General features: G+C 71.6%; 25 protein-coding genes, 1 pseudogene and 1 riboswitch. Of the genes and pseudogenes, 12 read left to right on the plus strand and 14 right to left on the minus strand.

The genetic code is table 11. The features are described from left to right. Window positions 1-79 precede the first annotated feature (79 nt). Window positions 80-1,807 carry an acyl-CoA dehydrogenase family protein gene (locus AB0M16_RS06175; RefSeq protein ID WP_365339277.1) on the plus strand — a complete coding sequence of 576 codons (1,728 nt, stop codon included), beginning with the start codon at window positions 80-82 and terminating at the stop codon, window positions 1,805-1,807. 137 nt (window positions 1,808-1,944) lie between these two features. After that, window positions 1,945-3,678: a serine/threonine-protein kinase gene (locus AB0M16_RS06180; RefSeq protein WP_365339279.1), complete on the plus strand. Its 1,734-nt coding sequence runs from the start codon at window positions 1,945-1,947 to the stop codon at window positions 3,676-3,678. Window positions 3,679-3,726: 48 nt separating this feature from the next. Here the strand turns inward: AB0M16_RS06180 and AB0M16_RS06185 are convergent, their stop codons facing one another. Continuing rightward, a complete protein-coding gene (locus AB0M16_RS06185) occupies window positions 3,727-5,559 on the minus strand; it encodes a glycoside hydrolase family 15 protein (RefSeq protein WP_365339281.1) in 1,833 nt (610 codons plus the stop codon). A gap of 211 nt (window positions 5,560-5,770) precedes the next feature. Between AB0M16_RS06185 and AB0M16_RS06190 the strand changes: the two genes are divergently transcribed. Continuing rightward, window positions 5,771-8,077, plus strand: a complete 2,307-nt coding sequence (locus AB0M16_RS06190; protein ID WP_365339283.1) for an MMPL family transporter — start codon at window positions 5,771-5,773, stop codon at window positions 8,075-8,077. A gap of 351 nt (window positions 8,078-8,428) precedes the next feature. Next, window positions 8,429-8,584: riboswitch (cyclic di-AMP (ydaO/yuaA leader) on the plus strand. Window positions 8,585-8,588: 4 nt separating this feature from the next. Further along, window positions 8,589-9,401, plus strand: a complete 813-nt coding sequence (locus AB0M16_RS06195) for a LysM peptidoglycan-binding domain-containing protein (RefSeq protein ID WP_365339284.1) — start codon at window positions 8,589-8,591, stop codon at window positions 9,399-9,401. A gap of 97 nt (window positions 9,402-9,498) precedes the next feature. Here the strand turns inward: AB0M16_RS06195 and AB0M16_RS06200 are convergent, their stop codons facing one another. Both AB0M16_RS06200 and AB0M16_RS06205 read right to left on the minus strand, forming a co-directional pair. Continuing rightward, window positions 9,499-9,918: a heme-binding protein gene (locus AB0M16_RS06200; protein WP_365339286.1), complete on the minus strand. Its 420-nt coding sequence runs from the start codon at window positions 9,916-9,918 to the stop codon at window positions 9,499-9,501. 57 nt (window positions 9,919-9,975) lie between these two features. After that, entirely contained in the window at window positions 9,976-11,175 is a 1,200-nt protein-coding gene (locus tag AB0M16_RS06205) for an MFS transporter (protein WP_365339288.1), read from the minus strand. A gap of 269 nt (window positions 11,176-11,444) precedes the next feature. On the opposite strand from AB0M16_RS06205, the gene AB0M16_RS06210 reads away from it, so the two are divergent. Next, window positions 11,445-12,809, plus strand: a complete 1,365-nt coding sequence (locus AB0M16_RS06210) for a chloride channel protein (RefSeq protein WP_365339290.1) — start codon at window positions 11,445-11,447, stop codon at window positions 12,807-12,809. A 72-nt stretch (window positions 12,810-12,881) separates the two neighbouring features. On the opposite strand, the gene AB0M16_RS06215 is transcribed toward AB0M16_RS06210, so the two are convergent. Beyond that, a complete protein-coding gene (locus tag AB0M16_RS06215) occupies window positions 12,882-13,211 on the minus strand; it encodes a hypothetical protein (RefSeq protein WP_365339292.1) in 330 nt (109 codons plus the stop codon). Window positions 13,212-13,554: 343 nt separating this feature from the next. Between AB0M16_RS06215 and AB0M16_RS06220 the strand changes: the two genes are divergently transcribed. Next, the gene (locus AB0M16_RS06220; RefSeq protein WP_365339293.1) at window positions 13,555-14,367 is read left to right on the plus strand and encodes a YhjD/YihY/BrkB family envelope integrity protein; all 813 of its coding nucleotides are present in this window, start codon (window positions 13,555-13,557) and stop codon (window positions 14,365-14,367) included. Between the two features lie 140 nt (window positions 14,368-14,507). Here the strand turns inward: AB0M16_RS06220 and AB0M16_RS06225 are convergent, their stop codons facing one another. The 10 genes and pseudogenes from AB0M16_RS06225 to AB0M16_RS06270 form a co-directional block, all read right to left on the minus strand. Further along, on the minus strand, window positions 14,508-14,918 hold the full coding sequence (locus tag AB0M16_RS06225; protein WP_365339295.1) for a gas vesicle protein K: 411 nt from the start codon (window positions 14,916-14,918) through the stop codon (window positions 14,508-14,510). Further along, window positions 14,902-15,171, minus strand: a complete 270-nt coding sequence (locus tag AB0M16_RS06230) for a gas vesicle protein (RefSeq protein WP_365339297.1) — start codon at window positions 15,169-15,171, stop codon at window positions 14,902-14,904. The genes AB0M16_RS06225 and AB0M16_RS06230 overlap by 17 nt, the downstream gene beginning before the upstream one ends. Further along, window positions 15,168-15,974, minus strand: a complete 807-nt coding sequence (locus AB0M16_RS06235; RefSeq protein ID WP_365339299.1) for a GvpL/GvpF family gas vesicle protein — start codon at window positions 15,972-15,974, stop codon at window positions 15,168-15,170. Before AB0M16_RS06235 ends, AB0M16_RS06230 begins: the two co-directional genes overlap by 4 nt. 241 nt (window positions 15,975-16,215) lie before the next feature. Beyond that, a pseudogene (locus tag AB0M16_RS06240) lies at window positions 16,216-16,539 on the minus strand (gas vesicle protein); the annotation flags it as partial. Window positions 16,540-16,565: 26 nt separating this feature from the next. Next, window positions 16,566-17,840, minus strand: a complete 1,275-nt coding sequence (locus tag AB0M16_RS06245) for an SRPBCC family protein (protein WP_365339301.1) — start codon at window positions 17,838-17,840, stop codon at window positions 16,566-16,568. Continuing rightward, window positions 17,833-18,459 (minus strand): ABC transporter substrate-binding protein, encoded by a 627-nt coding sequence (locus AB0M16_RS06250; RefSeq protein WP_365339303.1) that lies wholly within the window; start codon window positions 18,457-18,459, stop codon window positions 17,833-17,835. Before AB0M16_RS06250 ends, AB0M16_RS06245 begins: the two co-directional genes overlap by 8 nt. A 64-nt stretch (window positions 18,460-18,523) precedes the next feature. Continuing rightward, window positions 18,524-18,787, minus strand: a complete 264-nt coding sequence (locus tag AB0M16_RS06255; RefSeq protein WP_365339305.1) for a gas vesicle protein GvpG — start codon at window positions 18,785-18,787, stop codon at window positions 18,524-18,526. A 47-nt stretch (window positions 18,788-18,834) separates the two neighbouring features. Next, entirely contained in the window at window positions 18,835-19,548 is a 714-nt protein-coding gene (locus AB0M16_RS06260) for a GvpL/GvpF family gas vesicle protein (RefSeq protein ID WP_365339307.1), read from the minus strand. A 2-nt stretch (window positions 19,549-19,550) separates the two neighbouring features. After that, on the minus strand, window positions 19,551-20,018 hold the full coding sequence (gene gvpJ / locus AB0M16_RS06265) for a gas vesicle protein GvpJ (RefSeq protein ID WP_365339309.1): 468 nt from the start codon (window positions 20,016-20,018) through the stop codon (window positions 19,551-19,553). Between the two features lie 33 nt (window positions 20,019-20,051). Then, complete coding sequence (locus AB0M16_RS06270; protein ID WP_365339310.1) at window positions 20,052-20,609, minus strand: gas vesicle protein; 558 nt, start codon at window positions 20,607-20,609, stop codon at window positions 20,052-20,054. Window positions 20,610-20,869: 260 nt separating this feature from the next. Here AB0M16_RS06270 and AB0M16_RS06275 point away from each other — a divergent pair, with 260 nt between their 5' ends. The 6 genes from AB0M16_RS06275 (at window position 20,870) to AB0M16_RS06300 (ending at window position 23,978) form a co-directional block, all read left to right on the plus strand. Further along, complete coding sequence (locus AB0M16_RS06275; RefSeq protein ID WP_365339312.1) at window positions 20,870-21,130, plus strand: GlsB/YeaQ/YmgE family stress response membrane protein; 261 nt, start codon at window positions 20,870-20,872, stop codon at window positions 21,128-21,130. A gap of 146 nt (window positions 21,131-21,276) precedes the next feature. After that, on the plus strand, window positions 21,277-21,510 hold the full coding sequence (locus AB0M16_RS06280; protein WP_365339314.1) for a DUF3040 domain-containing protein: 234 nt from the start codon (window positions 21,277-21,279) through the stop codon (window positions 21,508-21,510). A 127-nt stretch (window positions 21,511-21,637) separates the two neighbouring features. Continuing rightward, window positions 21,638-21,922 (plus strand): CDGSH iron-sulfur domain-containing protein, encoded by a 285-nt coding sequence (locus AB0M16_RS06285; protein ID WP_365339316.1) that lies wholly within the window; start codon window positions 21,638-21,640, stop codon window positions 21,920-21,922. A 37-nt stretch (window positions 21,923-21,959) separates the two neighbouring features. Then, window positions 21,960-23,021 (plus strand): iron-containing redox enzyme family protein, encoded by a 1,062-nt coding sequence (locus AB0M16_RS06290; protein WP_365339318.1) that lies wholly within the window; start codon window positions 21,960-21,962, stop codon window positions 23,019-23,021. Beyond that, window positions 23,018-23,722, plus strand: coding sequence for a nucleotidyltransferase family protein (locus tag AB0M16_RS06295; RefSeq protein WP_365339320.1), 705 nt, complete (start codon window positions 23,018-23,020; stop codon window positions 23,720-23,722). Before AB0M16_RS06290 ends, AB0M16_RS06295 begins: the two co-directional genes overlap by 4 nt. Beyond that, on the plus strand, window positions 23,715-23,978 hold the full coding sequence (locus AB0M16_RS06300) for a BON domain-containing protein (protein WP_365339322.1): 264 nt from the start codon (window positions 23,715-23,717) through the stop codon (window positions 23,976-23,978). Before AB0M16_RS06295 ends, AB0M16_RS06300 begins: the two co-directional genes overlap by 8 nt. Window positions 23,979-24,070 lie beyond the last annotated feature (92 nt).

Raw genomic sequence — 24,070 nt, forward strand, 5'->3', positions numbered from 1 at the left:
TCAGACCGAAGCTCTCGGCCGAAGACCTCCCGACCGAAGACCTTCCCACCGCAAACCTCCCATCCGAAAGGCGGCAACCATGGCCGACCCGCTGCTCTTCAACCCGCGGACCTACGACCCCGCGCACTTCGACCCGGAGACCCGCCGGCTGCTGCGGGCCACGGTCGACTGGTTCGAGGAGCGCGGCAAGCGACAGCTGATCGAGGACTACCGCACCCGCGCCTGGCTCGGCGACTTCCTCGCCTTCGCCGCCAAGGAGGGCCTGTTCGCGACCTTCCTCACCCCGAGCTCCGCCGCCGAGGGGGAGGGCCGGGACGACAAGCGCTGGGACACCGCCCGGATCGCCGCCCTCAACGAGATCCTCGGCTTCTACGGCCTCGACTACTGGTACGCCTGGCAGGTCACCATCCTCGGCCTCGGCCCCGTGTGGCAGAGCGACAACGCCGCCGCCCGCGCCCGCGCCGCCGAACTCCTCGCCCAGGGCGAGGTGTTCGCGTTCGGCCTGTCCGAGAAGACCCACGGCGCCGACATCTACTCGACCGACATGCTCCTGGAGCCGGACGGTGACGGCGGCTTCCGTGCCACGGGCTCCAAGTACTACATCGGCAACGGCAACGCGGCCGGCCTCGTCTCCGTCTTCGGCCGCCGCACCGACGTCGAGGGCCCCGACGGCTACGTCTTCTTCGCCGCCGACAGCCGCCACCCGGACTACCACCTCGTCAAGAACGTCGTCGACTCGTCGAAGTTCGTCAGCGAGTTCCGCCTGGAGGACTACCCGGTTGCGGCCGAGGACGTCCTGCACACCGGGCGCGCCGCGTTCGACGCCGCCCTGAACACCGTCAACGTCGGCAAGTTCAACCTGTGCACCGCCTCCATCGGCATCTGCGAGCACGCGATGTACGAGGCCGTCACCCACGCCCACAACCGCATCCTCTACGGCCGTCCCGTCACCGCCTTCCCGCACGTGCGGCGCGAGTTGACCGACGCGTACGTCCGGCTCGTCGGCATGAAGCTGTTCAGCGACCGCGCCGTCGACTACTTCCGCTCCGCCGGCCCGGACGACCGCCGCTACCTCCTCTTCAACCCGATGACGAAGATGAAGGTGACCACCGAGGGCGAGAAGGTCATCGACCTCATGTGGGACGTGATCGCCGCCAAGGGCTTCGAGAAGGACAACTACTTCGCCCAGGCCGCCGTCGAGATCCGCGGACTGCCGAAGCTGGAGGGCACGGTCCACGTCAACCTCGCGCTGATCCTCAAGTTCATGCGGAACCACCTGCTCGACCCGGTCGCCTACGAGCCCGTCCCGACCCGCCTCGACGCGGCCGACGACGCCTTCCTCTTCCAGCAGGGACCGGCCCGCGGCCTGGGCTCGGTGCGCTTCCACGACTGGCGGCCCGCCTTCGACGCGTACGGGCACCTGCCCAACGTCGCCCGCTTCCGCGAGCAGGCCGACGCCCTCTGCGCGTTCGTCACCACCGCCGCCCCGGACGAGGCGCAGAGCCGTGACCTCGACCTCCTCCTGGCCGTCGGCCAGCTCTTCGCCCTCGTCGTGCACGGCCAGCTCGTCCTGGAGCAGGCCGGCCTGACCGGTCTCGACGAGGACGTGCTCGACGAGCTGTTCGCCGTCCTCGTCCGCGATTTCTCCGCGCACGCCGTCGAACTCCACGGCAAGGACTCCGCGACCGCACAGCAGCAGGAATGGGCGCTCGGCGCCGTCCGCCGCCCGGTCGTCGACGAGGCCCGCACCGGGCGCGTCTGGCAGCGGGTCGAGGGGCTGTCGGACGCCTACGAGATGCCGGCGTAGGCGCGGAGCCGCCGCGGGCGCGAGGCCCCGGGGGCTGTCTCGGCCCGGGGTCGCGGACCCCGGGCCGAGGGGGTGCGCCGCCGCAGGGGCACGGCCGCGCACCGGCATGTCACCGGCACCGCCTACGATGACCGCCCATGAACACGAGTGACGACGACGGCAGACCCCTGGTCGACGGACGGTTCCGGCTGGTCTCCCGCCTGGGCAGCGGCGGGATGGGCACCGTCTGGCGAGCGCGCGACATCGCACTGCACCGCGATGTCGCCCTCAAGGAGGTCCGCCCGCCCGACCCGGCGGTCGAGGAGGCGAACCCCGGCTTCGCCGCGCAGCTGCGCGAGCGGGCCGTCCGCGAGGCCCGGGCCCTGGCGCGCCTGTCCAACCCGCACGTCGTGACCATCCACCACATCGTCGAGCCGCTCGACGGCGCGCACCCGTGGATCGTCATGGAGCTCGTCGAGGGTCGCTCGCTCTACGAGCGCCTGGCCGAGGGCCCGATGCCGGTCGCCGAGGCCGTCGTCCTCGGCCGGCAGGTGCTGTCCGCCCTGCGGGCCGCGCACGCCGCGGGCATCCAGCACCGTGACGTGAAACCGGCCAACGTCCTGCTCCGGCCCGACGGCAGCGCGGTGCTCACGGACTTCGGCATCGCCGCCTTCGACGAGGCGACGTCGCGGCTCACCTCCAGCGGCGACCTCATCGGCTCCGCCGAGTTCATCGCCCCCGAGCGGGTCCGCGGCGAGGAGGGCAATCCCGCCTCCGACCTGTGGTCGCTCGGCATGCTCCTGTACGTGGCGACCGAGGGCCACCACCCGCTGCGCCGCGCCACGAGCCTGGCCACGGTGGTCGCGGTCCTCGACGACCCGATCCCCGCGCCGGTGCGCTCCGGCGCGCTCACCCCCGTGCTGGACCGGGTCCTCGTCCGCGACCCGGCCCTGCGGCCCGACGGCGCCCAGCTGGAGCAGCTGCTCGCCGAGGCGGAGACCCGGGCCGCGGTGGGCCAGGGCCAGTCCGCTGCGGCGGCGCCCGGCGGCGCCGTGCCGCCCGCCGCCGGCCCGCCCACCCCGCCGCCCTACGCCCACCCCGCCTACGGGCCGCCCGGCGGATTCGGGCCGCCGCCCGCGACCCATGGCCACCCCGCACCCGGCGGCTTCGGCCCGCCCGTGGCGGCGCCGACCGTCCCCACCGGCGCGCCCCGCCCCGCAGGGGCCCGTCCGGCCCGGCGGGTCGCCGTCCTCGCGGGCTCCCTCGCCGTGGCGACGGCCGTCGTCATCGGTGTCGTCAACCTCGTCCCGGACGGCGGGGACAAGGGCGACGGGGCGAAGGGCGGCTCGACACCGACGAACAGCAGCCGCACACCGGGCGGGACGCCCGGCACCACCACGGCGAGCCCGCCCCCCACGACCCCCCCCGCGGCCGGCGGCACCCTCCTGACGACCGCGGGGGTCCGCGGCGTGATCGAGGCGTTCCGTAAGGCCAGCGGGAGCACGAACATGGTGGAGCTGACGATCTACGAGGAGTACGCGCTCGCCAACATCCCGACCCGGCCGGGCGCGAAGACCTACGACGCGTGGGAGTACCGCGGCGGCGTGGTCCGGAAGACCGGCCCCGGCGGCACCATCACCGCGAGCTTCGCCGACGAGCAGCCGATGGACGTCGCGGCCATGGCGTGGGACACGCTGCCCGCGCTGATGAAGCGCGGTGAGAAGGACCTGAAGGTGGAGAACCCGAACATGCGCTATGTCGTCGTCGAACGCTGGACCTTCAACGACGACCGTCCCACGATGCGCTTCTACCTCAGCAACGAGTACAGCGCGTCCGGCTACCTCGCCGCCGACAGCAGCGGAAAGGTCGTGTCGAGCCATCCGGCGGGCTGACGCGGGCTGACGCGGGCTGACGCCGGCCGACGCCGCCCGCGGGAAGGCTCACGCCGCGCTCACCTTGTCCAGCACCTCGTCGAGGGTCGTCGCCGCCATGATGAGGGAGAGATGGGTGAACGCCTGGGGGAAGTTGCCCAGTTGTTCGCCGCTCGGCCCGATCTCCTCCGCGAACAGGCCGACGTGGTTGGCGTACGTGAGCATCTTCTCGAAGGTGAAGCGGGCCGGCCTGATCCGGCCGGCCCGGGCCAGGGCGTCCACGTACAGGAAGGTGCACAGGCTGAACGTGCCCTCCGAGCCCCGCAGGCCGTCGGGGGAGACGCCCGGGTCGTAGCGGTGGACGAGGCTGTCGTGGACCAGGCCGCGGTCGATGGCGTCGAGGGTGCTCAGCCAGGCCGGGTCGGTCGGGTTCAGCAGGCCCGCGCGGGGGATGAGGAGCAGCGACGCGTCGAGGACGTCGCCGCCGAAGTACTGGACCAGGGCCTGGCGTCTCTCGCTCCAGCCGCGGTGCATGACCTGCGTGAAGATCTCGTCCCGCGCGGCGCGCCAGGCGTCCAGGGCGGCCGGTCGGCCGAACTCCTCGGCGAGCCGCAGCCCGCGGTCGAAGGCCACCCAGGACATCACCCGGCTGAAGGTGAAGTCCTGCTGCCCGCCGCGGGTCTCCCAGATGCCCTCGTCGGGACTGTCCCAGGACGCCGCGAGCCAGTCGAGCAGGCCGGACACGGCCTTCCAGCCCTGATAGGTGGGCTGGGGGTCGAGACCGCGGCCCTGTGCGAGGGCGTACAGGGCCTCACCGTAGATGTCGAGCTGGAGCTGGTCGGCCGCCCCGTTGCCCACCCGCACGGGGGCCGAGCCCCGGTACCCCTCGAAGTCCTCCAGGATCTCCTCGGGGAGCCACGGGTCCCCGTCCACCCGGTACATGATCTGCAGCGGGCGGCCGCCGGCGGAGGGCGCGCCGGCCCGCTCGGTCACGCGCTCGGTGAGCCACCCGGTGAACGCGGCGGCCTCGTCGACGAACCCGAGGTCCAGCAGGGCCCGTACGGCGAGCGAGCCGTCCCGGATCCAGGTGTAGCGGTAGTCCCAGTTGCGCTCGCCGCCGACGAGTTCGGGAAGGCCGAGGGTGGCCGCGGCGATCGGGGCGCCGGAGGGCAGGTACGTGAGGAGCTTCAGTGTGATGGCCGAGCGGTGCACCATGTCGGGCCAGCGTCCCCGGTACCGCGCCATGCGCACCCACTTCTGCCAGAAGTCGACGGCGTCCCACAGCGCCGCCTCGACCTCCTGCTCGTGCGGCAGCGGCGGGGCGGGCGCTTCCGGGCCCGCCACGGTGAAGGAGGCGCCGGCCATGTGCCCCTCGGTGAGGCCGAGGCGGCCGTGGACGTCGTACGGCCCGTCCTGCTCCAGCGGGACGTTCGTCTGGAGGAAGGCGCTCATTCCGGGGGCCCGGAAGGTCGCCGTGCGCCCGTCGACCCGCGTCTCGTGCGGATTGCTGCCGAAGCCGAACCGGGGCCGGCACTCCAGGGTGAACGTGACGGTCCCGCGGGTGCACCGCATCACGCGCAGGATGGCGTGCTCGTCCGTGGGCCGCCCGGTCCGGTCGGGGGGCATCCAGTCGATCAACTCGCCGACGCCGTCGGCCGACAGGAAGCGGGTCACCAGCAGCGCCGTGTCGGGGTAGTAGAGCTGCTTGACCGTCACGTCGGGACCGTCGACGGAGAGCCGGAAGTAGCCGCCCCGGTCGTGGTCGAGGAGTGCCGCGAAGACTCCCGGCGAGTCGAAACGGGGCGCCGCGAACCAGTCGACCACGCCCTCGTCCGAGATGAGGGCGGCGGTCTGCAGATCCCCCACCAGGCCGTGATCGGCGATGAGCGGGTATCGCTTCATGCCTCCACTATCGGCGACGGGGACCGAGGGCGACATCGGGGGACGCGGCCCGGCGGTGGCGGCCGCCGGTGCGGGCGGCGGGCGGGTTCGCGGGCGTCGAGATGCCGCCGCCGGACGGAGGGCGAACAATTGACTGCAGGACCGGCACACCCGCACGGCGTCGGAGCAGTCTTTCCGCTCGGGGACATTCCCATCCGAACTCGGCGGTGCCATGAACGCAGCAAGCCCGGCCCAGGGCAGACCGTCAGCGCACAGGCCCACGATCAGCGCCAAGGCGCAGAAGAGCTCTCTCTACCGGCTGGGGCACTGGTGCGCCCGGCATTTCATCGTCGTCATCGTCCTGTGGCTGGCGGCCGTCGCCGGACTGCAGATCGCCGACCGGGCGGTCGGCGGCCAGTACTCCGACAACTTCTCGCTTCCCGGTGTGCAGTCCACCGAGGGACTCGACGTGCTGCAGGCGCACGATCCGTCCGCCGGCGGTTACGGCGCCCAGGTGGTCCTCAACAACCCCTCCGAGCCGCTCACCCAGGACGCCTCCACGGTGAACTCGGTGGTCGCGTCGCTCCAGAAGCTGCCCGACGTGCTCACCGTGCAGAACCCGCTGCCGCCGCCGGGCACACCCCCGCCGACCCCGCCCTCGGGCGTGCCCAACACGGGCCCGCTGTCCACCGACGGCAAGACCGCCTACATCACCATCCGCTTCAGCGTCCCGCCGTCCACCCTGGGCGACGACTACCTGAACGGCGTCGACGCGGCCGTACAGCCGCTGCGCGCCGCCGGAGTCGACGTCGAGTACGGCGGATCGCTCGGTGAACTGGCCAGGCCGGCGGCCGACGACCGCACCAGCGAGGCCATCGGCTTCGCCGTCGCGATCGTGGTGCTGCTGATCGGCTTCGGCAGCGTCATCGCCGCGGTCATGCCGCTGGTCACCGCCCTCATCGGGGCGATCTGCGGACTCGCGCTGCTCGGTCTGACGGCGGCGGCCTTCACCTTCGGCACGGTCTCGCCGACCCTGGCCACCATGATCGGACTGGGCGTCGGCATCGACTACGCGCTGTTCCTGATCACGCGTCACCGCCAGAACGTCATGAACGGGCACGATCCCGCCGAATCCGCGGGTCTGGCGACCACGACGAGCGGCCGGGCGGTCCTCGTCTCCGGCTGCACCGTGATCATCGCCCTGTCCGGGCTGTGGGTCTCCGGCGTCACCTTCATCGGCAAACTCGGCCTGGCGGCCGCCTTCACGGTCGTCACCGCCGTCATCGCCGCGCTCACCCTGGTCCCGGCCATGCTCGGACTCGTCGGGCGCCGCATCGACCGCTACCACGTGCGCAAACCCGTCGCGGAGACCGACGCGGAACCCGGTGCCACCGCGCACGGCACCTGGCACCGCTACGCCCAGCGGGTGGAGCGGCGGCCTTGGTACTTCCTGGTCGGCGGCGTGGTCGCGCTGGTCATCCTGGCCTTCCCGCTGCTCTTCATCCAGCTCGGGCACATCGGCGACGGCGCCGACCCCAAGTCGTTCACCGACCGGCGCGCCTACGACCTGATCTCCACGGCCTTCGGGCCGGGCGCCAACGGGCCGTTGACCCTCGTGGTGGACCAGACCGCGGTGCCGGCATCCGATCGCTCGGCGCTCGCCGGCAAGCTCCAGCAGTCGCTCGCCAACGTGCCCGACGCGGCCTCCATCACCCCCCTGCAGCCCACTTCCGACGGTGACGTGCTGATCGGCACCGCCTACTCGGTCGCCTCCCCGCAGGACGAGAAGACCACCCAGCTCACCAACCACCTCGTCGACGACGTGCTGCCGCAGGCGGTGGCCGGCACGGACGCGAAGACCTACGTCACCGGCACCACGGCTTCCCAGGTCGACTTCCTCGACATCGTCTCCAGCCGGCTGCCGTTGATCATCGCGGTGGTGGTGGCGCTCGCCTTCCTGGTCATCCTCATCGTCTTCCGAGGGCTCCTCGTGGCCGTCAAGGCCGCCGTCCTCAACGTGCTGTCCATCGCCGCCTCGTACGGCGTCGTCGTGGCCGTCTTCCAGTGGGGCTGGGGCGGTCCCGCGCTCGGCGTCTCCGGCAAGGTGCCCATCGAGAGCTACGTGCCGATGATGATGTTCGCCATCGTCTTCGGCCTCAGCATGGACTACGAGATCTTCCTGCTGTCCCGGGTGCGGGAGGCGTGGCTGCGCACAGGCGACGCCGAGGCGAGCGTCGCCCACGCCCTGGAGATCACCGCGAGGGTCATCACCTGTGCCGCACTGATCATGGTGAGCGTCTTCGCGGCCTTCATCGTGTCCGACAACATCGTCATCAAGATGCTCGGCCTGGGGCTCGCGGTCAGCGTCCTGATCGACGCCACCATCGTGCGGCTCCTGCTCGTCCCCGCCGTGATGACACTGCTGGGCAGCCGTGCCTGGTGGACGCCGCGCTGGCTCGACCGGATCCTGCCGCACCTCGACACCGAGGGCGAGGACATGGAGGCCGACGAGGAGCCCAGCCGCGCGCCCGCGCGCTGACCCACATCGTGCACATTCGGACAAAGAGGTAGATGTCCCGCTATTGAGCTCCAATGCCGGAATGCTGAAGGAATTCCGGCATTGGAGCTATTTCTCTGCCGTAGTGGTGCACGGTGCGGTGTGCGTGATCTGAGTCACGGCCATTTCGCCCCGGAGAGTGCTGCCGGGACGTCAGATGCGCGCTGTCGGGGAGGGGTTGGCGAGCACCGCGTGGGTGAGTGGATTGATCCTTTCTATTTCCCGGAATGATCCATTTGCTTTGATTAATTTCCGTCTTGTTTTCGCCGGATGAATTCGCTTACGGTCACCCGGCAACCGGACGGAAACGCCTCATCCTGCCGCCGCCCGGGAACCGCACACACGACCACTTCCGGCAGGAGCGGGGGACCCAGGTTCGCCGCCGTCCCCGGATACCGGGGCGGCTCGGGGTGAAGCCGTGCCTCATGCGCGGCCGGGCATCTCCAGCCCGAACCCGACAGCTCACCTCGCAGGCGGAGGAGAGGACCCCGCCATGCGTGGACACGCCAAGCACCGCCGTTCCAAGAAGTCCCCGTTCGCCCGCGGCATCGCGGCCGTCGGCATCACCGGCAGCGCCGCGCTGGCCCTGCCGCTGGCCGGCGCGACGACCGCCGGGGCGGTCACCCCGCAGGCGGCCCAGACCGTCGCAGTCGAAAAGGCCGCGGCTCGGGTGGCCCAGGTCGCGCAGGTGGCGAAGGCGCCCGGAACGGTGCGCTATTCCGTCGTCGCCGGCGACTCCCTTTCGAAGATCGCCCGGAAGTACGCGGTGAAGGGCGGCTGGAAGAAGGTCTACCGCGACAACAGGAGCGCCGTCGGTGCCGACCCGGCCCTCATCCGGCCCGGCATGCGGCTGACCGTCGACGCGACCGGCGCGGCGCTCTCCGGGGTCAAGCGCGCGGCGGCCCCGACCGCCACGAAGGCGAGCACCGGCGCGGGCGCGGGCGCCGCGGTCCAGGCGGCGGCGCCGGCGAAGGCGACCTCGTACCCGGACAACCTCGACGGATGGATCCGCGAGGCGCTGGACATCATGGCCAAGAAGGGCATCCCCGGCAGCTACGACGGCATCCACCGCAACATCATGCGCGAGTCGTCCGGCAACCCGCTGGCCATCAACAACTGGGACTCCAACGCCCTCGCCGGCACCCCCTCCAAGGGCCTGCTCCAGGTGATCGACCCGACCTTCCGGGCCTACCACGTCGAAGGCACGGCCAACGACCCGTACGACCCCGTCGCCAACATCACGGCGGCCTGCAACTACGCCGCCGACCGCTACGGCTCCATCGACAACGTCTTCGGCGCCTACTGACACCGCTGACAGAAGGACAGTGCTCCCGCACCGGCCGGCCGGGCCAGGTGCGGGAGCACTGTCGTGTCCGCCCCAGGAGTCCCTGGGGGCGGACGGATCAGGCGAGGGCGGCCACGGCGGTACCGGCGAAGGCGTGGTCCTGCTCCGGGGCGCCGCCGCCCACACCGACGGCGCCGATGAGCCGTCCGTCGCGGTGGACGGGCAGGCCGCCGGCGATGAAGAGCAGCGGCCGGTCGAGCGCGGTGGTGAGGCTGTGGAACGGGCCGTCCGGCTTGACCAGGTCCACCAGGTCGGCGGTGGGGGCGTCGAGCTGCAGGGCGGTGTACGCCTTGCGGGTGCTCGTCTCGCCGGAGATCAGCACCGCCCGGTCGTCGCGGCGGAAGGCGAGCAGGTGCCCGCCGGCGTCGAGCACGGTGACGCTGACGGCCACGCCGGCGGCCTCGGCGGCTCGGCGGGCGGTGGTGAGCAGGGTCTCGGCCTCGGCGGTGGTCAGCGGGGTGACGGCGGTGGTGCTCATGGCGCTTCTCCTGGGGGATGGGGTGCGGGAGGAGGGAAGGGGGCGTGGGGGAGGGGGTCAGTGGTGGACGAGGACGCGGGCGTCCGCCCCGGCGTCCGCGGCGGGGGCCGCGGGGGCCCGCCGCTCCAGCGCGGCGGACCAGACGGCGAGGCCGAGGGCGGCGGCGGCGAGGACGGCGCCGACCCAGTTCGGGGAGGTGTAGCCGAAGCCGGCGGCGATGACGAGGCCGCCGAGCCAGGCGGCGAGCGCGTTGCCGAGGTTGAAGGCACCGATGTTCACGGCGGAGGCCAGGGTGGGCGCGCCGTGTGCCTGGTCGAGGACGCGCTTCTGCAGCGGGGGCACCGTGGCGAAGCCGAGCGCTCCGACGAGGAGGATGGCGATCGCGGCGAGGACCTTGCTGTGGGCGGCCACGGTGAACAGCGCGAGGACGAGCGCGAGCCCGCCGAGGGTGGTGTACAGCAGGGGCATCAGCGCGCGGTCGGCGTACCGGCCGCCGAGCAGGTTTCCGAGGAACATGCCGACGCCGAAGAGGACCAGCAGCCAGGTGACCGCACCGTCGGAGTAGCCGGCGACCTCGGTCATCATCGGCGCGATGTATGTGATCGCGGCGAAGACGCCGCCGAAGCCGAGCACGGTCATCGCCATCGCGAGCAGCACCTGCGGGTTGCGGAACGCCTTCAGCTCGCGGCGCAGCTGGGCGCCCTCGGGGCGGGGCATGGCGGGAACGAGCCTGACGATGCCGAGCAGCCCGATCACACCGAGTGCGGCGACGATCGCGAAGGTGGTGCGCCAGCCGACCGCCTGGCCGATGAAGGTGCCGAGCGGCACGCCGACGATGTTGGCGACCGTCAGGCCGGTGAACATGGTGGCGATGGCGCCGGCCTTCTTGCCCGGCGCGACGAGGTCGGCGGCCACGACGGACCCGATGCCGAAGAACGAGCCGTGCGCGAGCGAGGCGATCACGCGGCCGGCCAGCATCGCCCCGAAGCTCGGGGCGAGGGCGGAGACCAGATTGCCGATCACGAACAGGCCCATCAGCAGCGTGAGCATCCGCTTGCGGCTCACCTTGTCGCCGAGGACGGTCAGCAGGGGCGCGCCGATGACGACGCCGAGCGCGTAGCCGGTGACCAGCAGGCCCGCGGTGGGGATGGAGACGCCGTAGTCGGCGGCGATCTCGGGCAGCAGTCCCATGACGACGAACTCGGTCGTGCCGACCCCGAAGGCCCCGACTGCCAGGGCGAGGAGTGCGAGCGGCATGGCTCAACCCTTTCATGATTGCTTGAGTGGGCTCTCTATGTGCCTCCACAATAATTGCATACGCGCGATAAGTGCAATCGCGGGGTAGTCGGGGCGCTCACGCCCGCGCCACGGGTCGTCCACCGGGCCAGGGCGCGGCACGCCCGTCACCCGACCGCCCCACACGACGGTGAGCCGGTCCGGTGCGCGGCGGGTCGCGTGGTACCACGTCCAGAACACCCGGTGACCGCCACGATGCCGACGCAAGTCGGGCCAAGGAGCTGATAGGCATGTCGGCCGACAGCCCCGCCGGAGCACCGGACGAGCCGCCTCCGGATCCCTTCGCCCTGGTCAGGACCCGCGGATACGTCGGGCTCCTGGTCATGGCGGCGGCTCTCGGCGTGCCGATCTCCGCGGCCGCGTACGGCTTCCTCGCCCTGGTCGACGAGCTCCAGCCGTGGACCTACACCAGCCTGCCCAAGGCCCTGGGCTTCCGGACGACCCCTCCCTGGTGGCCGCTGCCGCTGCTCGCCGTCGCGGGCCTGCTGGTCGGAGCGACCATCCGCTACCTTCCCGGCATCGGCGGCCACAGGCCCGCCGAGGGATTGTCGACGAGCGGCGCCCCGAAACCGCGCGAGCTTCCGGGAATCCTCCTCGCCGCCGTGGCCACGCTGGCCCTCGGCGCCGTGCTCGGTCCCGAGGCGCCCCTCATCGCCCTCGGCAGCGGCACGGCCGTCTGGCTCGTACGCCTGCTCAAGCCGGACCTGCCGCAGCAGGCCGTGGCCGTGGTCGGCGCAGCAGGAAGCTTCGCCGCGGTCAGCACCCTGCTCGGGTCACCCCTCACCGGGGCGTTCCTCCTCATGGAGGCGTCGGGGATCGGCGGGCCGATGCTCGGGATCGTCCTGGTGCCCGGTCTGCTCGCCGCCGGCATCGGCTCGCTCGTCTTCATCGGTCTGGACAGTTGGACCGGCCTCGGCACGTACTCCCTCGCGCTTCCGGAAGTCCCGCACGCCCACACGCCCGACATCGCCGAGTTCGGCTGGGCGCTCGTCATCGGACTGGCGGCGGCCCTCGTCGGCACGGGCATCCGGCGGCTCGCCCTCCTGGCGCAGGCCCGTGTCGAGCGGCACCGTGTGACCGCCACCGTACTGATGGGCCTGGCGGTGGCAGCGCTCGCCATCGCCTACGCCGAAGGCACGGGGAGAGCCGCGACCGAGGTGCTGTACTCGGGGCAGTCCGCCCTGGGCCCGCTGGTCGCGAACAGCGCCGAGTTCTCCGTCGGTACGCTGGCCCTCCTCCTCGCCTGCAAGGGCCTGGCGTACTGCGCCTCGCTGAGCGCCTTCAGGGGAGGCCCGATCTTCCCGGCGATGTTCCTCGGAGCAGCGGGCGGGATCGCGCTGTCCCACCTTCCGGGGCTGGATCTGACCCCCGCGTTCGCGATGGGGATCGGGGCCATGTCGGTCACCATGCTCGGGCTCCCGCTGACCTCGGTGCTGTTGGCCACCCTGCTGCTGGGATCGCAGGGCCTCACCGTCATGCCCCTCGTCATCGTCACGGTCGTGGTCGCCTACGTCGTGTCCAAACGACTCGGTCCGCGACCGACCGTCGGGCCGCGGACTCCCGAACCCCACGGGCCGCCGACACCGACGCGGTGACATGCCGTCATGCGTCCGGGCGGCGTCGGCTCGCGCGCCGGGCGACCCCTCAGGAGTGCGCCGGGGGCCCGTTCAGGAGTACCAGGAGGCCTCGGTCGGGCGCGAGCGCCGGGGCACCTCGCGGGCCGGCATGGGCCTGCGTTCGCCGTCCGCGACCAGGGTGCTCGACGGCTCACCGCCGAGCGCGCCCGGGAGCGCCACCTCGACCTCGATGCCGCGAGGGGGGTCGGTGGGCAGGAGCGCGCTCATCACCGCCGTCCGGGCGCGGTAGCCGCTGACGCGGGCGGCGGCGACCTCCTTGCCGTCCACGAGGAGATCCAGCTCCCGCGTCCCGCCCGTTCGCAGGTCCACGGTGACCGAGCAACCCGCGTGCTCGCAGTGAAAGTGGTACTCGCGGCCCATGATCGCCTCCCTGAGGCGCCCGGAGACACATCCTCCCTTCATCGTGGCACCGGATGACGGCCGCGTCAGCCGGGGCCCGGCCGGCCCCTGCGCAGGCGGCCGGTGCGAGAGACGATCGAGGTAGGGCATGCCCCGCCGGCCGTGTGATCGCCGGGTGCCGGATCCCGAACCCGCGCGCCCGAGCGGATCGCCGACCTCCGGGCGAACGCGTCAGCAGGAGAGGAACATGAATGCGAGCAACGCGTCGAAGGGCGGGCGGGTCGGGCAGCCGGCTCGACCGTCGGTGACGGAAGGCCCTCGGCAGCCGGGTGCGGGGTCCGCGGCACGGAGAGGTGTCGGCCGCGTGCGGCGTGCGGCCGAGTGGGGCAGGGGGAGGTACACGGGGTCGTGGGCCGACTCCCTGCGGCAGCGGCTGGGCGCGGTGGACTTCATCGGCCAGGCCATGGTGCTCGCTGCCACGCTGCTGCTGTGCGCGGTGCCGTTCTTCCTGATCGTGACCGCTCTGGCCGGACAGTCGGCCGCATCGGCGCTGTCGCGACGGTTGGGCCTCAGCGAGCAGGCGGCGGCGGACGTCGGTCAGCTCTTCGCCTCCTCGTCCGCCATCTCCGCCGCGGTGACCGGGATGTCCTGGGTGTTCTTCGTCCTGGCGGGGCTCGCCGGGGCGAAGGCGGTCCAGCAGTTGTACCAGCGGGTTTTCGACGTCTCCGGCAAGGGGGTGGCGGACTCGGTACGCGCCTTCCTCTGGTTGGCGCTGGTCGTGGGCGCCATGTTCGCGGTCTCCGTGGCGGGGCCGGGGCTGCGCGCGAGCGGGCCGGTGCTGTTCTGGGCGACCCACCTCGTGGCGGCCGTCGGCTTCTTCTGGTTGTCGATGTGGTTCCTGCTCGCCGGCCGGGTCGCCTGGCGCGGGCTGCTGCCGTGCGCGGTCGCGACGGGTGTCTGCTGGGTGGGCATGATGGCGGTGTTCTCGGTGATCTTCTCCGACCTGATCGTCAGCTACGACGAGAAGTACGGCTTGATCGGGACCGTGTTCGCGTTCATGTCCTTCTTCATCGCGATCGGGGTGGTGCTGGTCCTGGGAGCGGCAGTCGGTCTGGTGTGGACGGAACACGGCCTGTCGTTCCGGGGTGCCCTGCGCAGGTTGCGCAGGAGGTCATGAGCGGCCGCGCCACGGCCGGCGGATCCGGGACGTCCAGGCGTCCATGACGGCCGCCGCGTCGCTCTGCCCCTTGGCTACGGGCCGCGCCGCGGCCGGCGGATCCGGGAGAGGGGGCAGGACCGGCCCGCGACTTCGCGCCCTCAGGGCGGCAGCAGCGTGCCGAGCGGGCCCAGGTCGAGATTGAGGTCCTCCAGCGTCAGCCCGTAGTGGTCGCAGAGTTCGACCATCCGGTCGTGGAGGAGCATCAGCGTCAGGCCGAGCCTTTCCTCCTGCTCCTCGGTGAGATCGCCTTGGTCCACGCGGTGCAGGGCTTGACGTTCCATCAGCTGGCGCAGCAGTTCGACGATGGTCAGGACGAGGGCGACGAGGTCCCGCTCCACCGTGTCCGGGTCGGCGTGGAGACGTCGCGCGGGACTGCGCCTCCGGTGCTCGGCGTCCGACAGTTCGTCCGCGCGCGCCGGCAGCAGGGCGAAGGCGCGTCGCGCGGCGTCGGCGACCTCGCGCCGCCGGACGGACCCCGCTGCGACGGGGCGGTCAGGGGGCGTGGTCACCGTGCCGTCCCTCCGGGGCGAGTGCGGGACCCGGAGCGTCGGCGGGGCCCGGCGGGAGGGGGGTGAGGGTCCACCGGTCGTCCTCCTGGACGGCGATGATGAGGGCGCGCAAGGAGATCCGCACCAGGTCGACGTCCGCGATCGACAGCACGAGGTCGCCGGTCAGGACGACACCTCCGCTCAGCAACCGGTCCAACAGGTCGATGAGGGCCACCTCCCGCTGGGCGAGCGCCGCCTGGTCGCGAGCCGTCATGGTGTGCGCATCTCCTCCGGCGCGTCGGGTTCCGTGAGCACGGCGAAGGAGTAGGGCGCCCACGGTCCGGTGATCTCGACGCGTACCCCGGGCAGGTCCAGGGTCGAACGCCGGACGCGTTCACAGAACTCGTCCGACCGGTCGTTCGGCACGAGGTAGGAGTCGTTGGCGACGTTCTCCCCCGTCCCGACGGCCAGTTGGCCCTGCTGCGGTCGGTGGTGCGCCAGCTCCACGGCAACCCCGCCGGCCTCCGCCTCGATCCTCCGTACCGCCTCGGCGGCGGCCGACCAGGCGGCCCCCCGGTCCTCGCGCTGCTGTCGACGCCGGCGGAGGTAGGCCCGGCCGGGGTCGGGGGCGTCCGCGTCGGCGCCGTCCGGCGCGGCGGGGCCGCGGGGTGCCTCGGCATAGACCTTCACCCCCCACTCCACGTGGTCGGCGAACCGGTTCAGCATGCGCGTGAAGGTCTCCGCCCCCCGGTGCAGCACGTCGCGCACACGGGCGTCGTCCACGTAGACCGTCGCCAGTCGGAGGGGGAGCACCGTCGTGCGGGCGGCGAGGAACTCCACGACGCCGTGGTGCGCACGCGCCACCCGCTCGAGCCAGTCCAGGTTCTCCAAGCGGACCTTGAGGGCCTCTTCGGAGAACTCGCCCTCCGGGACGGAACTGACCGCGGCCGCCACCGCGCCCGCGTCGACCAGACGCACCGCTGCCGACGCGACGCCCTCGACGCCGCGCAGGGCGTCCTCGTCCAGTGCGGAGGCGGGGCGGACGACGGCGTACGCGTAACTGAGCTCTTCGTCCATGACGTCAGTCCCGGTCTTCTTCGCTCACGTCGTCGACCTCGGTCTCGCTCTCCGCGCCCGCCTCGGCATCGGTGTCCTCGTCGGCTCCGGTGTCCGCTTCGGCACGGGCGCGGCTCTTCCTGCCCTCGGCCTCCCGGCGTCGGCTCCTGCGCTCGGGCGCCGGCCGCCGCTCGGCCTCCGACTCGGACGCACGGCGCCGTCGGGTCGAGCCCTCCGGAAGTTCGGAACGGGACCGGGACCGCGCGCGCAACGCCTTGACCTCGGCGCGCAGACGTTCGTTCTCCTCCTCCAGTTCCCGCCGGGGTTCGGCCCGCGAGGACAGGTCGGGGTCGTGCTCCCACCAGTCGATCCCGATCTCCCTCGCCTTGTCGACCGAGGCGACCAGCAGCCGGAGCCTGATGGTCAGCAGCTCGATGTCGAGCAGGTTGATCCTGATGTCTCCGACGATGACGATGCCCTTGTCCAGCACCCGCTCCAGGATGTCGGCGAGGTTCGCGCCCTGGGACTGCCCGTACGGGGAGAGCGGGCGCGCGACCGAGGGGCCGGCGGGGTCCGATGCAGCCACGACGGTTCGACCTCGCTCCCTGGGCGTCAGCGCTTACGGCTCCGACGGGTGGGGTGTTCTTCCTCCGCCGCCTCGTCGTCCTCGTCTTCGTCGTCCTCGTACCGTTCCTCGGGCTCCTCCTCCTCTTCCTCCTCCTCGTCGTACTCCTCCGCCTCGGCCTCCGCACCGGGCCGGTCGTCCTCGTCGTCTTCCTCGTCCTCGTCCTCGTCGTACTCTTCGTCCGGTTCTTCCCCGGCCTCGTACTCGTCCTCGGGCTCGCCCCCGTCCTCCTCCTGATCCCTGTCCTCCTCGTCCCCGCCCTCGCCCCGGGACTCGTCGTCCTCGTCGTCAGGGGCCTCGTCCCGGGGGCTCTCGTCGGACTCCTCGTCCGGGCCGGCGACGACCTTGCCGCCGCGGATCTCACCACGCCAGCTGCCGGTCGCCTCGCCCTTCATCATGACGAAGGTGCGGAAGGCCTTGAGGTCGAGCCGGGTGCGCCGGCCCTGTGCCCGTACGAGGCTGCCCGCCTTCTCGATGATGCCCTTGGGGTAGTACTCCATGACCAGCAGGACCTTGGTCAGGTTCTCACCCAGCGGGTGGAAGGTGACCACGCCTCTGGTCGTGCCCTTGGCGCCCTCGGAGGTCCAGGCGATGCGCTCGTCGGGGACCTGTTCGGTGATGGTTCCCTTGAAGGCCCGGTTCGACTTCGCGACCTTCACCTGCCACTGCGTGGTCGTCTCGTCCTCCTGCTCGACCGACACGACGCCCTTGGCGAACTGGCTGAACTCCTGGAACTGCGTCCACTGGTTGTAGGCCTCCGCGACCGGAACCCCGACGTCGATGTCCTCGATGATGGTCAGGTTCTTCTTGCCGGCGTTGGAGGCGGAGGAGCGCGGCTCGTCCGAATCACCGGGGGTCACCTTGTCCACGATGGCGTCCTTGGCGGCCGCGGCCGTGTCCTTGGCGTGGGACAGCCGGTCCTTGGCGTGGGAAGCCGTCTCCGCGATGTGGGAGGTCGCCGAGGAGACCTTGTCGGGCGTCACGGCCTCGACCAGCTTCTTACCGCCGTGACCGGCCACGTGCATGAGGGCGCGCGGTCCGATGTGCGCCCCGCCCACCTTCTCGGCCGCGTCACCGATGCGGTGGCCGACCCCGGTGAGCGCCTTCTCCAGGCGGGCCTGGAGGTACGACTCGAGCTCCTCCGTCAGGCGGTTGGCACCGGGGTTCCGGTCCAACAGCTTCTGTCCTCCGGACCCGCCGGAGCCGCGGGCGGCGTCCGAGCCGTCCTTCGCTCCCCGTTCCGAGCCCTTCCTGTCAGCCATCGTCCCGCCTCCTGGTACTTCCTGAACGGGTGCTCTTCGACGACGCGGACGTGGACGCCCGGTGCGTCGACCGCTTGGCCGTTCCTTCGGACTTCGCCGCCGGGGATGTGCTGCGGCCGGAGGAAGAAGTGCTGCGCCGCGGACGGGACTTGCTGCCCTCGTCCTCGTCGGCCGACTTGCCCTTCTCGCCGCGAGGCGGACGCTCGTCCTCGTCGGCCGTGCTCTTCCGCTTCTGCTCCGAGCCGTCCTCGCGGTCCGGGCTCTCGTCGTCCGGCGACTCCTCCGTGTCCTTCGCACGGTCGACGTCGCCCTCCTCGTCCTCCTCCCGCTTCCCTTCGCGCATGCCTTCGGTCCGGTCGTGCAGGGCGTCCGCCAAGTGCTCGGCCTTGGCGTTGAGCACCGTCGTCGCCGCTGCCTTGCCCGCCGTCATGAGCTCGCCGCGGACCTGCTGGTTCACATTGCTGAGGAACGGCGAGTGGGCGAGCGTCTTCCCGACCTGCCCGGGCTTGATCTTCGACCCTGCCAGGGCCATCGCCAGCCCGAGTGCGAGTTTCCCCTTCTTCGTGCGTCCCAGCACGTAGCCGCCGACCAGGGCGGCGCCGATCTTGCCGTTGTTCATGATGATTCTCTCCTCGCCGCGGCAGCCGCTCCTGCTCCGGCCTGCCGACCGACCGGGGCGCCGCCTATCCGCCGCCCGCCCCGGCATTCCGGAGCTGGTACGCCCGGATCTCCTCAAGGCGCTGCATGAGCGGCTCTTCCCGCTCCTCGAACTCCTCGTCGCCGATGAGGCCTTCCTCCCGTTCCCGTTCGAGGGCGGCGAGCGCCTCCTGAACCGGTCCGGGGTCGTAGTACTCCTGCTCGGCGGCCTGCACCACCTTGTCCAGCACCCACCCCACGCCTCGGAAGGGCGCGGCCGGCAGCATCAGGATCTCGGTCACCAGTCCCACGGTCTCTCCCTGCGGTTCCTTCCCGGCCGTACTCCGGCAGGTCGCGGTCAGGCGAAGCTGTACGGAGGCAGCGGCCCTCGGACACGTATCTCGACTCCCTCGGGCAGTTCCTCCGAGCCTTCTTCGGCGGCACGCGTGAACTCCTCGGCCTTCCCGCGGTCCACCAGGAAAGAGGCGCTCAGGAAGTACTGCTGGGACGGCTCCGCCAGACGTTCGGCCTGCGCCAGCGGTCTCAGTGCGGCGAGCACCGATTCGGCGAGCGCCGCCTGCCGGGCCTGCACCTCGTCGTTGAGCAGCCGGCCGAGTTCCAGCCGGTCCTCGTAGGCGCCGCCGCCGTCACGCGTGGCCTCGTTGAGCCGCCGGATCTGCTCCGACTCGTCCACGATCTGCCGCAGGACGGCCTCTTCCTCCTGGAGCCCCTTGACGTTGAACTCCACGCGATCGGTGAGTTCTTCGAGGCGGGCCGTGAACTGCTCGGCTTCCTCGTCGAGTACGGCGCGTACGGCCTCGTCGTTCTCGGCGACGAAGCCGAAGCTCAGCGGCAGCGTGGCACCCTGCTCCCACAGCCGCTCCTGCACCGCGTGATGCGCCTCGATGTCGGAGCGCGTCATGCTGATGTTCTCCGGCGCCTCGCTCACGACGGCGCAGAGCGAGTCACCGCTGACCGCCCGCACGGGAGCGTCGTCCTCGCCCACGCCGACCAGGCCGTCGAGGTCGAGCGAGTCCGACGACTGCGTAATGGCATAGATGTAGAGGGCCATCGTCAATCGCCGTCCTCCGAGGATCGCCGCGACGACCGGTGCTCACGGCGGCGGTCGTCATCGCGCTTCTCCCGATCGCGAGACCGCTCTTCCCGCTTCTCTTCCTTCTCCTCGCCCTGACCGGTCAGGGAGTCGGTGAAGGCCTCGACAGCCCCGGTCAGTGCACCCTTGGTCTTGCCCTTCGCTCCGCCCTCGGTCGTCTTCTCCATGACGTCCGTCAGCTGCGACGGGGCGTTCCTGCCGCTCTCCAGGTCGAGGCGGTTACAGGCCTCGGCGAAGCGGAGATACGTGTCGACGCTCGCCACGACGACGCGAGCGTCGATCTTCGCGATCTCGATCCCGACCAGGGACACCCTGACGAATGCGTCGATGACGAGGCCGCGATCGAGTATCAGATCCAGCACGTCGTAGAGATTTCCGGTGCCGCCGCCTTGCCCAGGCATTGCGCCACCCTGCTGCACCACAGACACGTTGTCCTCCCTCGGTCCGAGGGAGCGGCATGCTCAGCGGTCGTTCTGGTCGACCTGAGCTCGCGTATATCGCTTGCCGCGCTCGTACCCCAGCAACTGCCCGTCCGGGCGCAACGCAACCTCGTAACTTGCCAGGATGCTGGTGGTCTCCGGAATTCGTTCGATCTCGACGACCTCGATCTGCGCTGTCCAGCCCTCCTCGGTCGGCCTCAGGGCCGAAACCGACTCGGGAGTCCGGCCCAGAAGCGCGGTGAGCTGCTCCACGGCATTGCGGAGCGCTTCCGCGGCGGGCACTCGATCGGGTGCTCCGGTGGATTCGCCGGCGTCGTCGTCTCCCGACTCGCTCTCGGAGTCGGATTCAGCCCCCGCGTCCGCTTCGGGCGCGTCCTCGTCGTCGACGTCGTCCTGGCCGTCGTCCTCGATGTCGTCCTCGACGTCGTCGTCCCGGTCGTCGTCCCGGTCGTCGTCTTCGACGTCGTCGTCCTCGACGTCCTCGTCCGAGTCGTCGTCCTCGACGTCCTCGTCCACGTCGTCGTCCACGTCGACCTCGTCCGCGTCGTCCTCGACGTCGGAATCCGTGTCGACATCCATGTCGTCGGTCTCTTCGTCGGCGTCGGGCGGGAGTTCTTCGGGGTCGTCCTTCTTGTGCTTGTCGGCGTTAGTCGTGACGGTTCACCGCCAAAATGGGCCTGAAGTCCAGTGGACTCGGTCTGAATTCCACGATATCCCTCACGTTCAGCAGTCGCCACGAGTGCCGCAATGGCGCAAAGTATTCCCTGGATCACCCACGCATAAGTGCGGACGGCGCGGGAAGTTGCGCGATAAACGAGTGAGGGCGACGGAGGTGGCTCATGGAGATTTCGGGCATCATCAGCGCACTCGTGATCGGAACGATCATCGGCCTGCTCGGACGGTTGGTTCTGCCGGGCCGGCAGCATGTGCCGATCTGGCTGATGATCCTCGTCGGTATCGCGGCGGCGCTGGCCGGTACGGCCATCGCCGAAGCGGCCGACGTCGCCGACACGAGCGGGGTGGACTGGATCGAATGGCTCATCCAGATCGGGCTGGCCGCGCTCGGTGTCGCTCTGGTGGACAGGGCCAGGTCCAGATAGGGGATGCGGCAGGGAGGTCCGGGCGGCCGCTGCCGTCCGGACCTCGGGCCACGCGCGGTGGGGGCGGCCCGCCCGTCCATGAAGCGGCCCCTCGCGGACGTCTGACGCCCACTCGCGCCGGTAGGAGCCCCGCCAGGAGGTGGTCCGTGGTGAACGAGGTCCGACTCTCCCCGCGTGAGCGACGCGTCTTCGCCGAGATCGAGCAGACCCTCGGTGATCAGGACGAGATTTTCGCCGACCCCGAGCGCACGACGCGGCGGACAGTCGACCGGTGGCAGGCCCGATCCGTCGCCGGCATGCGGATGCCGGCCTTGAGCGGCTTCACCGTGCTGGTCGTGCGCTGGTGCCGTGGGCGGTCGGCGTCCCGGCGCAGGGCCTGAGCCGGCCCGCTCGCCGCGCCTCGCCCCCTCGGGCGAGGGACTGTCGGGCTCCTCCGGCACCCGGCGGGCATATCGGTGCCGAACGGGGGAATCCGCCCTGACACGCCGATGCGAGTGGAGGTGTGTCGTGAGCCTTTCCGACGAACGCGTCCGGGACGCGAAGCCCGACCCCGGGCAGCCCGGTGCCACGCGGATCATGCCCGTGGCCGACGGGCCACTGCTGATCGAAGGCCCCGTGGAGATCGTGCTTCCCGACGGGACGGTCCGCCGCTGCGAACGCCCCGTGATCGCGCTGTGCATGTGTCGGCGCAGTCTGAGGGAGCCGTTCTGCGACTCCAGCCACCGCCGTCGGATGCGGCGCACGGGCCGCGGAGGACGCGCCGGGCAGGCCGCGGCGGACGACGCGCGGTGAGCACCACGGCCCCGGCACGCGGCGAGGAGGCCACGCCATGACGACCACACACCCCCGCGAGACCCTCCTCGGCGGGACCGAGGAGCACACCCGCACGGCCCGGCCGGATCTGCCACCACCCCGTGGTGAGCTGTCGGCGGCCGTCGAAGCGTTTCTGCGGGGCAAGGCCCGCGCGCTCCCCGGGCGCCGGGCGACCTCGGACGCCGACCCCTTCGGCGCCGACCTGCACCTGGCCCTCCACCTCACCTACGAACTCCACTACCGGGGCTTCGAGGAGGTGCCGGACCAGATGGAGTGGGACCCGGACCTGTTGCGGCTGCGCGCCCTGCTGGAGCACCGCTTCGAGGACGCCCTGCGCGACGCCTGCGGGCACCACACGGGGGTGGACGAGGCGTTCGAGGAACTTCTCACCGAGCCGCCCGACGGCAGTGGCCTCTCCCACCACCTGCTCCGGCGCGGCACCCTGGAGCACGTTCGCGAGTACGCCGTCCTGCGGTCCGTGTACCAGCTCAGGGAGGCCGATCCGCACCTGTGGGTGGTGCCCCGGCTGCAGGGCCGCGCCAAGGCCGCCATGATGACGGTGCAGTTCGACGAGTACGGCTGCGGCCGTTCCGAGCGCATGCACGCGCGGCTCTACGCCGACCTGATGACCGACCTCGGTCTCGACGCCACGTACGGTCACTATCTGCCGCTGGTGGGCGCGCCCGCCCTCGCGACCGTGAACCTGATGTCGCTGCTCGGCCTCCACCGGGCCCGCCGTGGCGCCCTGGTCGGCCACTTCGCGGCTCTGGAGATCGCCTCCTCGCCCGCGTCCTCGCGGATCGCCGCCGCGCTGCGCCGACTTGGCGCCGGTGCTGCGGCGGTGCGGTTCTACGACGAGCACGTCGAGGCCGACGCCGTGCACGAGCAGCTGGTCCGCCGCGAGGTCGTCGGGGGTCTGCTGGCCGACGAGCCCGGCCTGGCCGGCGACGTCACCTTCGGCATCGAGGCCACCACCCTGCTCGAGGACACGTTCGCCCGGTCCGTCATCCACGCCTGGGAATCCGGCACCACCGCCCTGGAGGCACCGCTCGGCGACGGCGGGAGGAGGACCCCATGAACCTCACGGAAGGGCGCCGCGACGACGCCCGTGCCCCCCTCTCCCACCCGCACCGGCTCCGGCCGGGCGACGGGGGCGTCCGGCCCGGGCGGGCCGACCGGGCTCCGGTGCTTCCCCCGGACCACACCCAGGCCATCCTGGAGACCACGAAGGAGATCGCCGCCGTACTGAAGACCTCCGGCTGTCCCTTCGCCCTCGTCGGAAGCGTCGCGGCGTACGCGCACGGGATCCCGGTCCGGCTCCAGCACGACACCGACTTCGCCGTCCGCAGGCAGGACGCCGAGACCGTCACCGGACTGCTGCGTCAACGGGGGGTGCAGATCGTGGACCCCCCGGAGGACTGGCTGGTGAAGGCCCGCCGCGGGGGAGAGGAGGTCGACCTCATCTTCGCCCTGGCGGGCCGGCCCGTCACCGCGGAACTGCTCCGACGGGCCACGACGCTGCCCGTGGACTCCGTACACATGCCGGTCCTCGCCCCGACGGACCTCATGGTCGGGCGGCTCGCCGCCCTGTCCGAGCACCACTGCGACTTCGGTGCCCTGCTTCCCCTGGCCCGCGGGCTGCGTGAGCGCGTCGACTGGGACCAGGTGCGCCGCGAGACCTCGGAGAAGCCGATGGCGGCCGCCTTCCTGTATCTGCTGCAACTGCTCGACGTGATCCCGACCGACAGGGCGGCGGAAGGAGAGGCCGACGATGGGTGAGCACACCGCAGCCCACGAGGACGAGTACCGCATCGCACGGTTGCGCGAGCGGCTCGCCAGCGGCGGCACGGCCGAACTCGGCGTCCAGGTGGAACACCGGGGCGGCGCCGTGCTCCTGACGGGCACCGTGCCGACGGCGGCCCTGCGCGACGAGATCCTGCGGCTCGCCCACGACGAGCTGTCGGGACTGACGGTGCGCCCGGACCTCGCGGTGGCCTGCGCGGACGCGCCCGACCGATGGGAGGAGCTGCCGTGACCACGCCGACGACCGGAGCCGCCGCGGACGGGACCGCGCCCACGCCGGTCCCCGGCTCCACCACCGGATCCGGGGACGCGCACGACGCCGTC

This window comes from Streptomyces sp. NPDC051921 (assembly GCF_040680975.1).
In the GTDB taxonomy this organism is placed as follows: Bacteria; Actinomycetota; Actinomycetes; order Streptomycetales; family Streptomycetaceae; genus Streptomyces.